13 protein-coding genes and 1 tRNA gene are annotated in these 12,274 nt (G+C 63.0%); 8 read left to right on the plus strand and 6 right to left on the minus strand.

What is annotated here, in order from left to right:
- Positions 1-18: 18 nt before the first annotated feature.
- The 6 genes from GKC70_RS22160 to GKC70_RS22185 all read left to right on the plus strand — a co-directional run bounded on the left by GKC70_RS22160 (position 19) and on the right by GKC70_RS22185 (position 4,956).
- Positions 19-714, plus strand: coding sequence for an ABC transporter permease subunit (locus GKC70_RS22160; protein ID WP_342649935.1), 696 nt, complete (start codon positions 19-21; stop codon positions 712-714).
- Positions 711-1,400 carry an ABC transporter permease gene (locus tag GKC70_RS22165; RefSeq protein ID WP_029612671.1) on the plus strand — a complete coding sequence of 230 codons (690 nt, stop codon included), beginning with the start codon at positions 711-713 and terminating at the stop codon, positions 1,398-1,400. Before GKC70_RS22160 ends, GKC70_RS22165 begins: the two co-directional genes overlap by 4 nt.
- Before the next feature lie 63 nt (positions 1,401-1,463).
- Positions 1,464-2,681, plus strand: a complete 1,218-nt coding sequence (locus GKC70_RS22170; RefSeq protein ID WP_342649936.1) for a methyltransferase — start codon at positions 1,464-1,466, stop codon at positions 2,679-2,681.
- Positions 2,682-3,092: 411 nt separating this feature from the next.
- On the plus strand, positions 3,093-3,362 hold the full coding sequence (locus tag GKC70_RS22175) for a hypothetical protein (RefSeq protein ID WP_116887385.1): 270 nt from the start codon (positions 3,093-3,095) through the stop codon (positions 3,360-3,362).
- 97 nt (positions 3,363-3,459) lie between these two features.
- Positions 3,460-3,535 (plus strand) — tRNA-Thr (locus GKC70_RS22180).
- Positions 3,536-3,708: 173 nt separating this feature from the next.
- Positions 3,709-4,956, plus strand: coding sequence for an IS256 family transposase (locus GKC70_RS22185; protein WP_342648746.1), 1,248 nt, complete (start codon positions 3,709-3,711; stop codon positions 4,954-4,956).
- 191 nt (positions 4,957-5,147) lie between these two features.
- Here GKC70_RS22185 and GKC70_RS22190 read toward each other — a convergent pair whose 3' ends face one another.
- A complete protein-coding gene (locus GKC70_RS22190) occupies positions 5,148-7,445 on the minus strand; it encodes a TonB-dependent siderophore receptor (RefSeq protein ID WP_342649937.1) in 2,298 nt (765 codons plus the stop codon).
- A gap of 136 nt (positions 7,446-7,581) precedes the next feature.
- On the opposite strand from GKC70_RS22190, the gene GKC70_RS22195 reads away from it, so the two are divergent.
- Together GKC70_RS22195 and GKC70_RS22200 are read left to right on the plus strand one after the other, a co-directional pair.
- The gene (locus tag GKC70_RS22195) at positions 7,582-8,298 is read left to right on the plus strand and encodes a response regulator transcription factor (protein WP_342649938.1); all 717 of its coding nucleotides are present in this window, start codon (positions 7,582-7,584) and stop codon (positions 8,296-8,298) included.
- Position 8,299: 1 nt separating this feature from the next.
- Complete coding sequence (locus tag GKC70_RS22200; RefSeq protein ID WP_342649939.1) at positions 8,300-9,667, plus strand: ATP-binding protein; 1,368 nt, start codon at positions 8,300-8,302, stop codon at positions 9,665-9,667.
- Position 9,668: 1 nt separating this feature from the next.
- Here GKC70_RS22200 and GKC70_RS22205 read toward each other — a convergent pair whose 3' ends face one another.
- The 5 genes from GKC70_RS22205 to GKC70_RS22225 form a co-directional block, all read right to left on the minus strand.
- On the minus strand, positions 9,669-10,070 hold the full coding sequence (locus GKC70_RS22205) for a hypothetical protein (protein WP_342649940.1): 402 nt from the start codon (positions 10,068-10,070) through the stop codon (positions 9,669-9,671).
- Positions 10,071-10,311: 241 nt separating this feature from the next.
- A complete protein-coding gene (locus tag GKC70_RS22210; protein WP_342649941.1) occupies positions 10,312-10,581 on the minus strand; it encodes a hypothetical protein in 270 nt (89 codons plus the stop codon).
- Positions 10,578-10,811, minus strand: a complete 234-nt coding sequence (locus tag GKC70_RS22215) for a hypothetical protein (RefSeq protein ID WP_342649942.1) — start codon at positions 10,809-10,811, stop codon at positions 10,578-10,580. The genes GKC70_RS22210 and GKC70_RS22215 overlap by 4 nt, the downstream gene beginning before the upstream one ends.
- 82 nt (positions 10,812-10,893) lie before the next feature.
- Complete coding sequence (locus tag GKC70_RS22220; protein ID WP_342649943.1) at positions 10,894-11,325, minus strand: hypothetical protein; 432 nt, start codon at positions 11,323-11,325, stop codon at positions 10,894-10,896.
- Positions 11,325-12,227, minus strand: coding sequence for a hypothetical protein (locus tag GKC70_RS22225; protein WP_039582649.1), 903 nt, complete (start codon positions 12,225-12,227; stop codon positions 11,325-11,327). Before GKC70_RS22225 ends, GKC70_RS22220 begins: the two co-directional genes overlap by 1 nt.
- Between the last annotated feature and the right edge of the window lie 47 nt (positions 12,228-12,274).

Genomic DNA, 12,274 nt, shown 5'->3' on the forward strand with positions numbered 1-12,274 from the left:
CTTGAATGCACCCTGCCCATGAATATCGATCTGCACGGATTCGGTCCGGCCATGATGGTCGGCACCCTGATGACCGTAAAACTGGCGCTCTGTGCCCTGCTGCTGGGGCTGATCCTCGGCCTGCTCGGCGCCTTGGCCAAGACCTCCCCGTTCAAGCCCTTGCAGTGGCTGGGCGGCACCTACTCGACCCTGGTTCGCGGCGTGCCCGAGCTGCTGTGGGTCCTGTTGATCTATTTCGGCACCGTCGGGCTGATGAACAGCCTCGGCGAGGCCCTGAACATGCCGGGCCTGGAACTCAGCGCCTTCGCCGCCGGGGTGATCGCCCTGGGGCTGTGCTTCGGCGCCTATGCCACGGAAGTGTTCCGCGGCGCCATCCTGGCGATTCCCAAAGGCCATCGCGAAGCGGGCCTGGCGCTGGGACTGTCCAAAGGCCGCATCCTGTCGCGCATCATCCTGCCGCAGATGTGGCGCGTGGCCCTGCCGGGGCTGGGCAACCTGTTCATGATCCTGATGAAGGACACCGCGCTGGTGTCGGTGATCGGCCTGGAAGAAATCATGCGTCACGCGCAGATCGGCGTGACCGTGACCAAGGAGCCGTTCACCTTCTACGCCGTGGCCGCGTGCATCTACCTGTGCCTGACCATCGTCGCCATGATCGGCATGCATTTCCTTGAACAACGCGCCGCTCGCGGCTTCGCGAGGGCTGCGCAATGAACTGGGAAGTGATCATCAAGTGGCTGCCGCGCCTGGCCCAGGGCGCCACGCTCACCCTCGAACTGCTGGCCATCGCCGTCATCGCCGGGCTGATCCTGGCCATCCCGCTGGGCATCGCCCGCACCTCGCGCCATTGGTACGTGCGCGCCCTGCCCTACGGCTACATCTTCTTCTTCCGTGGCACGCCGCTGCTGGTGCAACTGTTCCTGGTGTACTACGGCCTGGCGCAGTTCGACGTGGTGCGCAGCAGTTCGCTGTGGCCGTACCTGCGCGATCCGTTCTGGTGCACGGTGCTGACCATGACCCTGCACACCGCCGCCTACATCGCCGAGATCCTGCGCGGCGCCTTGCAGGCCATCCCGAAAGGTGAAATCGAAGCCGCTCGGGCGCTGGGCATGTCACGCGGCAAGGCGCTGGTCTACATCATGCTGCCGCGCGCCGCCCGTATCGGCCTGCCAGCTTACAGCAACGAAGTGATCCTGATGCTCAAGGCCAGCGCCCTGGCCAGCACCGTGACCCTGCTGGAACTGACCGGCATGGCCCGCACGATCATCGCCCGCACCTACCTGCCAGTGGAGATTTTCTTCGCCGCCGGGGTGTTCTACCTGCTGATCTCGTTCGTGCTGGTGCAAGGCTTCAAGCTGCTGGAGCGCTGGCTGCGCGTCGATGCCTGCCAAGGGCGCTGACCCCCTTCGCGGGTGAGTCGCCCCGGCGATTCACCCGCGCCCTTCCCTCACCGACGCCCCGTCATGCCTCAGCCCACTTTCCTGCGCCCCGAACAACTGAGCACGCGCTTCCAGGCCCTGGACCTGTTCCTGCGCCAGCACGAACACCTCTGGAAACCCCGCCCGTTCACTGCCCTGCACTTGCCATGGGAATCCCAGCACCCGGAGCTGGCCCAGTGGCTACGCACCCGCACCCTGGATGAGGCCGAAGCCGCGCAGCAGCACCCCGAGCGACTGCCCGCCCCAGCGCCCTTCCCGCACCTGGCCCACGAGGCCGTGCAGTTGTCCGCCCTCGGCGAGCTGCCGCGCAGCGAGCTGCACGCGCCCGGCCATCGCCTGGACGTCCACGTGCCCGGCCGCAAATGGCAGCAGATCGAAGCCTTCGGCAGCCACCTCAGCTTCGGTCAGCCCGCCCAGCACTGGCTCGACTGGTGCGCAGGCAAAGGCCACCTGGGCCGACGCCTGCTGCAACCCGGCCAGCACCTCACCTGCCTGGAGTACGATCCAGCGCTGGTGGCGGCGGGCCAGACGCTCAGCGATCACCACCGACTCGCGGCCCAGCATGTGCAGCAGGACGTATTGGCCCCCGGCAGCGCCGACCATCTGCACCCGGACAGCAGCGTGGTGGCCCTGCACGCCTGCGGCGACCTGCACGTGCACCTGCTGCAACTGGCCAGCGCCCAAGGCTGCCGCCAGATCGCCGTGGCCCCGTGCTGCTACAACCGCATCCAGGCCCCGCAGTATCAACCGCTGTCCCTCGCCGCCCAGGCCTCCCCACTGCACCTGAGCCTCGACGACCTCGGCCTGCCCCTGAGCGAAACCGTCACCTCCGGCGCCCGCGCCCGTCGCCAGCGCGACCGCTCCATGGCCCGGCGCCTGGGCTTCGACCTGCTGCAGCGTCAGCAACGCCAGACCGACGACTACCTGCCGACCCCCTCGCTGCCCACGGCCTGGCTGGAAAAATCCTTCGAAACCTACTGCCGCGACCTCGCCACCCTGCGCGACGTGCCGCTGACCGGCAACCCCGACTGGACCGCCCTGGAAGCCGCAGGCTGGCAACGCCTGGCCGAAGTGCGCAACCTCGAAGCGCTGCGCAACCTCTTCCGCCGCCCACTGGAACTCTGGCTGGCGCTCGACCGCGCGTTGTTCCTGCAAGAACAAGGCTACGACGTCAAACTCGGCGTTTTCTGCGACTACCCCCTGACGCCCCGCAATCTGCTCCTGTTAGGCGAACGAAAGTAGCGGAGCAACCTGTGGATAAGTCTGTGAACAAGCTTTTGATGAATCTCTCCGTTCATCTCTAACCCGCGACGTTTTGCCTCTTTGCTTATTCCACATCAATGATCTAACACCAGCAAAAACAGGCCTTTGCGCAAAGACCAACGGACTGTCATCAATCCTTGCCTTTCCCCCAAGCTGTGCTTCGCGCTTGTGCATAAGCCCCGCGCCTACCGCTCACGACACCACCCCACACGCCGCGAAAAAGCGGCACAGCAGCCCCCGCCATCTCAGCCCATCCCCCGAGCCAAACAAGAACCCCATCACACCCACCACACCTCACCCTACCCACTGCCCCACGCAACCCGCTAAAATCCCGCCCGCGCCCACCCACCGGCAACACCCACCCGCGCATCCGCCCACCCGGATAGCTTGATGAACGGATCTCGACTCGTGAAACAGACCACACCCCTCACCTTCCTGGCCCTCGCCCTAGCCCTCGGCGGCTGCACGCCCAACAGCGCCTCCACCCCGAAAACCGCCAACCTCGGCTGGGAAACTCCTGCCATGCAGCTCGGCGGCGACCGCGGCCTGCCCCTGCAAGCAGACGCCCCGTGCCGCAAGCGCGGCTGCGACAATCACAAGCTGTTTTTCAACCCAGCCGAACCCGAGCCGAACGTCACCAGCATCCATCGCGGCTGGTAGGATTTTCTTCTTTCGCGGCGGTGACTTAGGTGATTGCGAGCGAATTGCAAGGAAGTGGTTTACAGCAGCCCGGCGATCGCTATAATGACGCCCCTGTGCCGGTATAGCTCAGATGGTAGAGCAACTGACTTGTAATCAGTAGGTCCCGGGTTCGATTCCTGGTGCCGGCACCATATACGGTTTCGGAGAAGGCTTTTCAAATCTCTGGAACACACGGAAAACCCGCCTTTTGGCGGGTTTTTTCGTTTTGGTGGTCCGCTGGGCTTCGAGGGCAGCCAGCACTGACAACGGTCTGGGTATGTCAGAAATTTTGTGTTCGGGCATAACATGAGCAAGAGGTGCATGTATGCCAACCAAGAAGAAACCCCTGCGTGACCTACCAAAAATCCCCAAGGAGCTGCTCGAGCAGTTCGGTGAGGGCCTGATGACTGCGGAGGCTATCGAAGATGCCTCTGCGGCATTCAAGAAGGCGTTGATCGAACGGGCCTTGAACGCCGAGCTCAGTCACCACCTGGGGTATCTGCCGGGCGCGCAGCGCCCAGAGGATGAAACCAATCAGCGCAATGGCAGGACTGGCAAGACGGTTCTGACTGGAGAGGGGCCGCTGCGGCTGGATATCCCCCGTGATCGAGACGGTAGTTTTGCGCCCATCCTGATTCCCAAGCACGAGCGCCGTTATACCGGTTTCGATGACAAGATCATCGCCATGTATGCCCGAGGCATGACCGTTCGGGAAATTCGCGCATTCCTCTCCGAGCAGTATGGAACGGATGTTTCGCATGACTTCATCAGTTCGGTCACGGCCGAGGTGATGGAGGAAATCGGCGCGTGGCAACAGCGGCCGCTGGAGCCGATGTACCCGGTCATTTTCTTTGATGCACTACGAGTCAAGATTCGCGAAGAAGGCCTTGTGCGCAACAAAGCGATTTACTTGGCGCTGGGCGTTCTACCCGATGGGACGCGCGATATTCTCGGGATCTGGATCGAAAATACCGAAGGTGCGAAGTTCTGGATGAAGGTCTTCAATGACCTCAAGACGCGCGGCGTTGAGGATGTGCTGATCGCCGTCACCGACGGCCTCAAAGGGATGCCAGAGGCGCTAAGCGCCGTGTTTCCGGCCACCACGCTGCAAACATGCATCGTCCACTTGATCCGCAACAGTCTCGATTATGCAGCGTGGGATAAGCGTCGTGATCTGGCCAAAGCGCTCAAGCCGATCTATCAGGCCATCAACGCCGAGGCGGCTGAGCAGGCACTGGATGCCTTTGAAAACGGCCCTTGGGGCAAACAGTACCCAACGGTAGTTGCGGCATGGAGAAGAGCCTGGGATCGAGTGATTCCATTCTTTGTCTTCCCGTCAGGCATTCGAAAAGTGATCTATACGACCAACGCGATCGAAAGCATCAACGCCCAGCTACGCAAGATCATCAAAACGCGTGGTCACTTCCCAACGGATGAGGCCGCCACCAAGCTGATCTGGCTGGGGCTGCGGAACATCACGGCAAACTGGGGCTCAGCGGCCCATGACTGGAAAAATGCGATGAATCAATTCGCGATGCTGTACGGAGATCGATTTATCAGGCCGACCTGGTAAAAGCATGGCCAGCCTGACGGCAGGCCGTTATCGGCCCGCACACAAAAAATCTGACACTCTCTGGTGCCCCAGCATTTTAGCTGCCACAGACTAAGCCCCACCCGTCCTACCCCACCCCTCCAAAAACAACAATGCCGGTCACTAGGACCGGCATGCTGACAAACATTTAAACAACCCTCACCCAAATCACCTCAAAAATTCGTACTCACCGTCAACGACAAACTCCGCGGATCCCCATAGATCGCGCCCGCGTAGAACCCGTAGCGGGTGTAGTACCGCTTGTCGAACAGGTTGTCGGCATTGAGGCTGACGCTGGTGTCGTCGGTCACCTGATACTTGGCCATGGCGTTCCAGATCGCATAACCCGACCAGTTCACGTCAGTGGCGCTGCGGCTTACGCCATTGGTCGGCTGCCCCGCCGGGGTGGACAGTGCGCGGATGTTGGTCTGCGCCGTGACGCCGGCGCCCAGGGTCAGGCGGTCCAGCGGGCCGGACAGGCGGTAGGTGGTGGAGGCCTTGAACAGGTGCGACGGGTCGCTGCGGCCGTCGCTGTCGAGGCGGCGGAAGTGCAGGTAGGTGTAGCCGCCGTAGACGTTCCAGTTTTCGGTCAGGGCGCCGGCCAGTTCCAGGTCGATGCCGTCGGTTTCCTGGCCGGAGCCGGCCTTGTAGGCCGTGGCGCCGGTCGGGGTGAGCAGGTCGCCGTCGGTGACCGCCTTGTTTTCCTGCTTGGTGCGGAAGTACGCCGCCGAGGCGTTGAGGCGACCGTCGAACCAGGCGGCCTTCAGGCCGGTTTCGTAGCTCTGGCCACGGATCGGCTCGACCTTGCTACCGCTGGCGGTTTCCTGGGTCTGTGGATTGAAGATATCGGTGTAGCTGGCGTACAGCGAGTAGGTGTCGTTCAGGTCATACACCGCGCCCAGGTAGGGGGTGACGATGCCATTGTTCTGCTGGTTGCTGCGCACGCCGCCGACGCTGCGTGTGGTCGAGGAATAGTCGGTCACGCGGGCGCCGAGAATGACCGACAGCGGATCGGTGATGCTCAGGCGGGTGGCGGCGTACATGCCCTGCAAACGCGTGGTGGTCTTGCTGTGGCGGCCGGTTTGCGAGGCGAGCATGTTGTAGTCGCTGTCCACGCCGTTGAGCCAGTTGCTCAGCGGGAAGCCGTTGTTGGCGCGGAACTGACAGCCCAGCGCCGGCGCGCTGACGCGGTTGGCGCTGGTCAGGGTGCAGGTGTACTCCGGCGACCAGGCCACGGTGCGGCTGTCGTTGTAGCCGACCATCGCCTGATGGGTGCGGCCCAGCAGTTGGAACGGGCCGGAGAGGTCGATCTGCGCCGATTGCTGGGTGGTGTCGCTGGAGCTGTGCAAACCATTGAGCACGGCGCCGCTGCCGTCCTGGTCCCAGTAGCCGCCGTACACCCCGCGTCCCGATGAGTTGACCTTGGCCAGGCCGCGATGGTTGAGCGCATCGGTGGTGCTCTGGGCGCCTTTGAGGTCCAGGGTCCAGTCGTTGTCGAAGCGGTGCTGCAACGAGCCGAAGGTGGTGCGGGTGACGTATTCGCCGAAGCTCCAGCTCGGCACCACGTTGCTGCTGCGTGGCAGATGGGTCTTGCTGCCGTCGCCGTACCAGATCGGGATGTTCGCGCCCCAGCCGCCGCCGACCACCTTGTTGTACTCGTACTGGTAGCCGGCGCCGAGGGTGGTGGCGTCATCCAGGTCGAACTCGAAGTTGGCCAAGGCGGCGCGCGCGCGCTGGGATTCGTTGTCGCGGAACGAGTTGGCGTCTTGTTGGGTGACCACGAAGCGCGAGCGCAGGCGGCCGTCTTCGGACAGCGGAACGTTGAGGTCGGCGCCCAGGCGCCGTTTGTCCCAACTGCCGTAGGTGGCGTAGGCGCTGCCGCCGAAGGTGCGGGTCGGGGCCTTGCGAATCAGGTTCACGGTGGCCGACGGGTCGCCCGTGCCACCGAGCAGGCCGTTGGCGCCGCGAACGATGTCGATGCGCTCGTACAGGTCGAGGTTCAGGGCGTTACCGCTGCCGCTGAAGTCCGAGCCGCCCGGAAATTGCAGGCCGTCGAGTTTCCAGTTAGTGATGGCGTAGCCACGGGCGCGGAAGTCGGTACGTCCGCCCACTTCCATTTTGCTGACGCTGATCCCCGGCGCCGTCTCCAGCGCCTTTTCGATGCTGTGCACATCGCGGTCGTCCATTTGCTGACGGGTGATGGTGGTCACCGACTGCGGGGTCTGGCGTGGGGTAAGATCGAGCCCGGTGGAGCTACGCGTGCTCTCGACCGTGTAGCCAAGCTGCCCGGTGGCGTCGGCGCTGGGCAGCGCGCTGTCCTCGATGCTGGTCGCGCTCAGTTCGATGGGCTGGCCGTCGGCGGCGTAGGCACTGGTGCACAGGCTGAAGGCAACGCACAGGGCGAGCGGCGAGAGACGACTGCCGCCACGGCTTGAGCGTGCGCAATCGCAGGAATGATTCAGGGGATTCATTTGGGAAGGTTTCGTATTCGCAGATGGTTTTTGCTACGATTCTAGGGATGTGCCCTCCGGGCGCCATGCCCGACATGTATGGGGATGTAATGGAACGTAACGGCGCGCCAGCGCGCGCCACACAGGTGCCCCCGCAATGAGCACGACCCTGCTGGTCGTCGACGACGACGACGAGATCCGCGAACTTCTCTGCGATTACCTGACAGATGCCGGCTACCACGTGCTGGCTGCCGCCGACGGCGAGCGCATGCGCGAGCAACTGGCGCAACACAAGGTCGAGCTGGTGGTGCTCGACCTGATGCTGCCCGGCGAAGACGGCCTGAGCCTGTGCCGTTACCTGCAAACCCAACCGGGCCTGGCGGTGATCATGCTCTCGGCCAAGGGCAGCACCCTGGACCGCATCATCGGCCTGGAGGTGGGCGCCGACGACTACCTGGCCAAGCCCTTCGAGCCGCGCGAGCTGGTGGCGCGGATCAAGGCGGTGCTGCGCCGCCCCCAGCGCCTGGACGCCCCTGCCGAAGAGCAAGCCCAGTCCCTGCAGCGCTTCGCCGGCTTCAGCCTCGACCACATCAAGCGCCTGCTCACCCTCCCCGACGGCCAGACCCTGAACCTGCCCCGCTCCGACTACCGCGTGCTGCGCGAACTGCTGGACGCCAACGACCGTGTGGTGTCGCGCGATCACCTGACCCGCAGCGCCTTCGGCCGCGACCACCTGCCCGACGACCGCTCGGTGGACATGTGCATCAGCCGCCTGCGCCAGCAACTGCGCCGTGGCGCCGAGGGCAGCGCGCAGATCCTCACCATCCGCAACGAAGGCTACCTGCTCAGCATCGCCCAGAGGCCGGGCGTCTAAGGTGCGCCTGCTGCGCCGGCTGTGGCCCCGCACCCTGTTCGGCCAATTGCTGCTGATCATGATCAGCGGCACGCTGCTGGTGCAGTTGGTGTCCAGCAGCATCTGGTTCGACGTGCGCTTCGCCCAGGTGTTCGAAGCGCCGGTGCGGCTGATCGCGGCGCGCAGCGCGCCGTTGATCGCCCAGGCCGATTGCCACAGCACCCCACCCCGTATCCCTGCCCGCTATCACCTGCGCTGCGCCGAATCGCTACCCTCGCCGCAGGCCGACGACCCGCAAAGCCGCCACCGCATCGAACTGCTGCTCAATCAGGCCCTGAGCTACGAACTCGGTCACGCGCTCAAGGCGCGCGTGCTCAAACTGCAGCTCACCGACGAACTGGGACGACCGGTGCTGTGGCGCAGCCTGTTCGGCCTGCGCATCGCCCAGGCGCACTTGCAGTTCGCCGTACCGCTGGAGGACGGCCACTGGTTGCTGGTCGATGGCGAAGAGTTGCAGGGCTGGAGCGGTGAATCGGCCTGGGTGCTGATCAGCGACTACCTGCTACGGGTCTATGCCCTGCGCATTCTGGCCGTGCTGCTGGTGTGCCTGGTGGCGGTGCGCCTGTGCCTGCGCCCGCTGCGGCGCCTGGCCGACGCCGCGCTGGGCCTGGGCCGCAACCTCGAACAGCCACCGCTGCCGCTGGAAGGCCCGGAGGAAGTGCGCCAGGCCGCCCAGGCGTTCAATGCGATGCAGCAGCGGCTGATCGCCATGGTCAACGACAAGGCCTACTTCCTCGCCGCCGTGTCCCACGACTTGCGCACCCCACTCACGCGCATGCGGCTGCGCCTGGAACGACTCGAGGACGGAGAGCACAAGGTACGGCTGCAGCAGAACATCGCGCAGATGGACGCGATGATCGGCCAGGTCCTCGACTACCTGCATGCCGGGGAGCAGCAGAACCTGCAAGAGGTTGACCTGGACCGGCTGGTGGCGCGGGTGTGCGCCGATTTGGCCAGCGCCGAGGAACCACTGCCGGTGCAGGGCAGTGTCGGCAAGGTGCGCGTCGATGCGTTGCTGATGCAGCGCTGCCTGCAGAACCTGCTGGTCAATGCGCTGCGCTATGGGCGCCAGGTGACGCTGCGACTGGACGCTGACTCGACACACATACGCCTCCACGTCGAAGACCGCGGCCCCGGTATCGACCCGGCATTGCTAGCGACCGTCACCGACCCCTTCGTCCGTGGCGAGACCTCGCGCAATCACCGCTCCGGCGGCTACGGCCTGGGCCTGAGCATCGCCCAGCGCATCGCCGCCAGCCATGGCGGCGCGTTGCACCTGGAGAATCGGGAAGGCGGCGGACTGGTGGTGAGGGTGACGGTAGCGCGGTGATTCAGGGTTTGCGTGCGGCGCGCCGCTGTTCGCGGTAGTGCGCCAGGCCTCGGCGCATTTCGCGGTAGCGGCGAGTGTTGAATACCAGCAAGGCAACCAAAATAAGCAGCACGATCGCTATCAAGGAGCCTCTGAACGAGGTGTATGCATAGCAGGGAGCCACCGCGACCATACCTGCGGCCAATACCGCCAACATGACCCATGCACCCCAATAGCGGCCTCGAACGATAGCGATGTGTGATACTGCGACAATCAGAGCAATGCCCAACGTCACAGCGAAGGAGAACGTCCCATCTCCCTCAAAATCGCGAAGGTAGGTGGCGAATGTCAGCGACACTACGCCACTCAAGCTCACGCAGGACAATAGAAAGCCCAGAATGAACATCGGAAAATAACGGCGCATGAACGAAGACCGTTCAGAGTCGGGCGATGGATTTTCGTTGTGTGACTCAGTGCTCATGGTTTCGGGGTACGCCCTTTTGAATCTCGCCCCGCACGCTCCTGCCTACGCTTGGCTCGATACTCCGCCAACACGATCCGCATCTGCCGATAAGTGCGGCTATTAAGCACCAACAAGCCAAGCAACGCTGCGGTCAGAATGCTTGTGAAGACCATTTTGTGAGGTCCGTAGGCATAGGTCGGAATCAGCAATGCAATTGATCCGATACACAGCCCAGCGACCCACCATGCCCCCAGTAGAAGCCTCGAACTACCGCAGCATGCGCCGTGGAAAGTGCCAGGATCAAAACGGCGAGACTCGCAGGGTAGGCGATCTCCCGAGTGCATTCGCGGCAGTACGAACTCCATACCAGTGAAAAGGTGCCCGCCATAGCAAAGAGGGATAGAAAGTAGGCGGCTAGAAAGATCAGCAGATACCGATCGAGAAATCTTTGCAGCTCAGGATCACGGCTCATTCGCCGAACTCCTCGTAAAGCCCCAGCGCGATACTTTGAGCGTGGCCTTGGACAGTGCTGCTGCCGACGAAGCCTAGGGATGCACCGATCGAATCCTTGATCAGCGTCTGGGTGGCGTGCTTGATTTCGGTGGGCGTGTATCGCTTGGTGAGTGCGCCCGTCCTCTGCTTCAACTTGATTTGCTTGGTAGCTTTGGAGGCGGATATGAGGGTGGCGCGGTCCATACGCATGGCCGGGTTCTCTCGAGTTGCACAAAACCGCTCTGCGTCATGCGCGGGAGCGGCAGACCGATGATAACTGCGGTGCGTTGATTCAAGTTTTGCGTGCGGCGCGCCGCTGTTCGCGGAGATGCGCCAGGCCTCGGCGCATCTCGCGATGCCGCGAGCTGTTCAACACCAGGACCGCCAGCAACGGCATCGCCGTCACAATGATCAAGAGAATTGGGCTCAACCCCGTGCCTACGAGGCTCAAGGCCATCAGCCAAGTGATTGCCAGCGATAACAGCACGACCCATATCGCCCAGCCCAAGCCGCGAATCATCGCGAAGTGACCTACACACAGCAGCAGTGATAGCACACCACACGTCAGCAGGGTGTAGAGGGAATTATCCGGGTGGTCGCGCCAATGATTATCGACCCACAGCGCAACAGCCAAGACCATCGATAGGATCGAAACGAACAGCCCCGTCAGGAAGATAGGAAAGTACTGCCGCATGAAGGCTTGGAAAGCGCTGAAGTTCATCATCAGTCGATTTCCTCGTAGAGCCCCACGGCAATGCTCTGTACCGTCGAACTTCCCGCCAGGCCGAACGATGCGCCCAGCGAGTCGCGCAACAGTGTCTGGGTCGCGTGGTTGATCTGGGTGGGTGTATATCGCTTGGTCATGGTCCCGGCGGCCTGCTGCAACTTGAGCTGCTTGGGCGTCAGTGACGGGTGCTTGATCGAGAGCAACTCATCGGTCAACGCCTTGCGCTGCTGACGGCTGAGAGATCTGGTCAATTCAAACCAACTGCGGCCCGTCGCGGCCTTGTGAACCTGAAGGTATTTGAGAGTGGTCAGGCCGGAAGCCCCTACCCCCATGAGCGAGACCGCATCGAGCACCGTGGAAGTCGCCTGATACCACTTACTGTCGTCCATTGCGTCATTGGCTGCAGGATTAGTGACCTCACGCACCGTACGTACTCCGCCAATGAGGCACTGGGCCGTGCTCGCCGTGGCTGCCGCTCCCCCGATGTACGTCAGCACCAAGCTGGTGCCTGCTGTGAAGGGTGCCGCAATGGTGCCACTGAAAACCACCCACCAGCCGATGATCGCACCTGCGCAAGACAGCGTCGTGTTGACCGCCTCCTTCACCACGCGTGTTTCTCGCGGATTGTTCTGTAGCTGCTCTGTGTACTGTGCAGGTGTCTGGTACTTGTTGATCTCACGAAGAATCACGCGCTTGGGCTTGATGCTGCAAATCGGCTGGAATTCACGCAGGGTGATGACGTTGTAATCGGCATCTACGTAAACCACCCCAGCCCCCACGATGCGCGGATCCGCATCGATGGCAGCGAACATTTGCGGCAGATTGATACGTGACTGAAGACGCTGCCGCGCCATGAATTGCGAAGAGTTGGCCAGTTGATTGACCAGAAGATCCGTCATTGAAAGCGTCCCCGTTCAACACGCAGCGCAGCCCCTGAAACCTCGGC

The organism is Pseudomonas sp. REB1044, assembly GCF_038813925.1.
GTDB lineage: Bacteria > Pseudomonadota > Gammaproteobacteria > Pseudomonadales > Pseudomonadaceae > Aquipseudomonas > Aquipseudomonas boreofloridensis.

What these genes read in the sequence shown, in the direction of transcription:
- GKC70_RS22215 (WP_342649942.1), bottom strand. Translation starts at nt 10,811, where the DNA reads ATGCGTATGGACCGCGCCACCCTCATATCCGCCTCCAAAGCTACCAAG.
- GKC70_RS22160 (WP_342649935.1), top strand. Translation starts at nt 19, where the DNA reads ATGAATATCGATCTGCACGGATTCGGTCCGGCCATGATGGTCGGCACC.
- GKC70_RS22185 (WP_342648746.1), top strand. Translation starts at nt 3,709, where the DNA reads ATGCCAACCAAGAAGAAACCCCTGCGTGACCTACCAAAAATCCCCAAG.
- GKC70_RS22220 (WP_342649943.1), bottom strand. Translation starts at nt 11,325, where the DNA reads ATGATGAACTTCAGCGCTTTCCAAGCCTTCATGCGGCAGTACTTTCCT.
- GKC70_RS22170 (WP_342649936.1), top strand. Translation starts at nt 1,464, where the DNA reads ATGCCTCAGCCCACTTTCCTGCGCCCCGAACAACTGAGCACGCGCTTC.
- GKC70_RS22210 (WP_342649941.1), bottom strand. Translation starts at nt 10,581, where the DNA reads ATGAGCCGTGATCCTGAGCTGCAAAGATTTCTCGATCGGTATCTGCTG.
- GKC70_RS22175 (WP_116887385.1), top strand. Translation starts at nt 3,093, where the DNA reads ATGAACGGATCTCGACTCGTGAAACAGACCACACCCCTCACCTTCCTG.
- GKC70_RS22190 (WP_342649937.1), bottom strand. Translation starts at nt 7,445, where the DNA reads ATGAATCCCCTGAATCATTCCTGCGATTGCGCACGCTCAAGCCGTGGC.
- GKC70_RS22225 (WP_039582649.1), bottom strand. Translation starts at nt 12,227, where the DNA reads ATGACGGATCTTCTGGTCAATCAACTGGCCAACTCTTCGCAATTCATG.
- GKC70_RS22195 (WP_342649938.1), top strand. Translation starts at nt 7,582, where the DNA reads ATGAGCACGACCCTGCTGGTCGTCGACGACGACGACGAGATCCGCGAA.
- GKC70_RS22205 (WP_342649940.1), bottom strand. Translation starts at nt 10,070, where the DNA reads ATGCGCCGTTATTTTCCGATGTTCATTCTGGGCTTTCTATTGTCCTGC.
- GKC70_RS22165 (WP_029612671.1), top strand. Translation starts at nt 711, where the DNA reads ATGAACTGGGAAGTGATCATCAAGTGGCTGCCGCGCCTGGCCCAGGGC.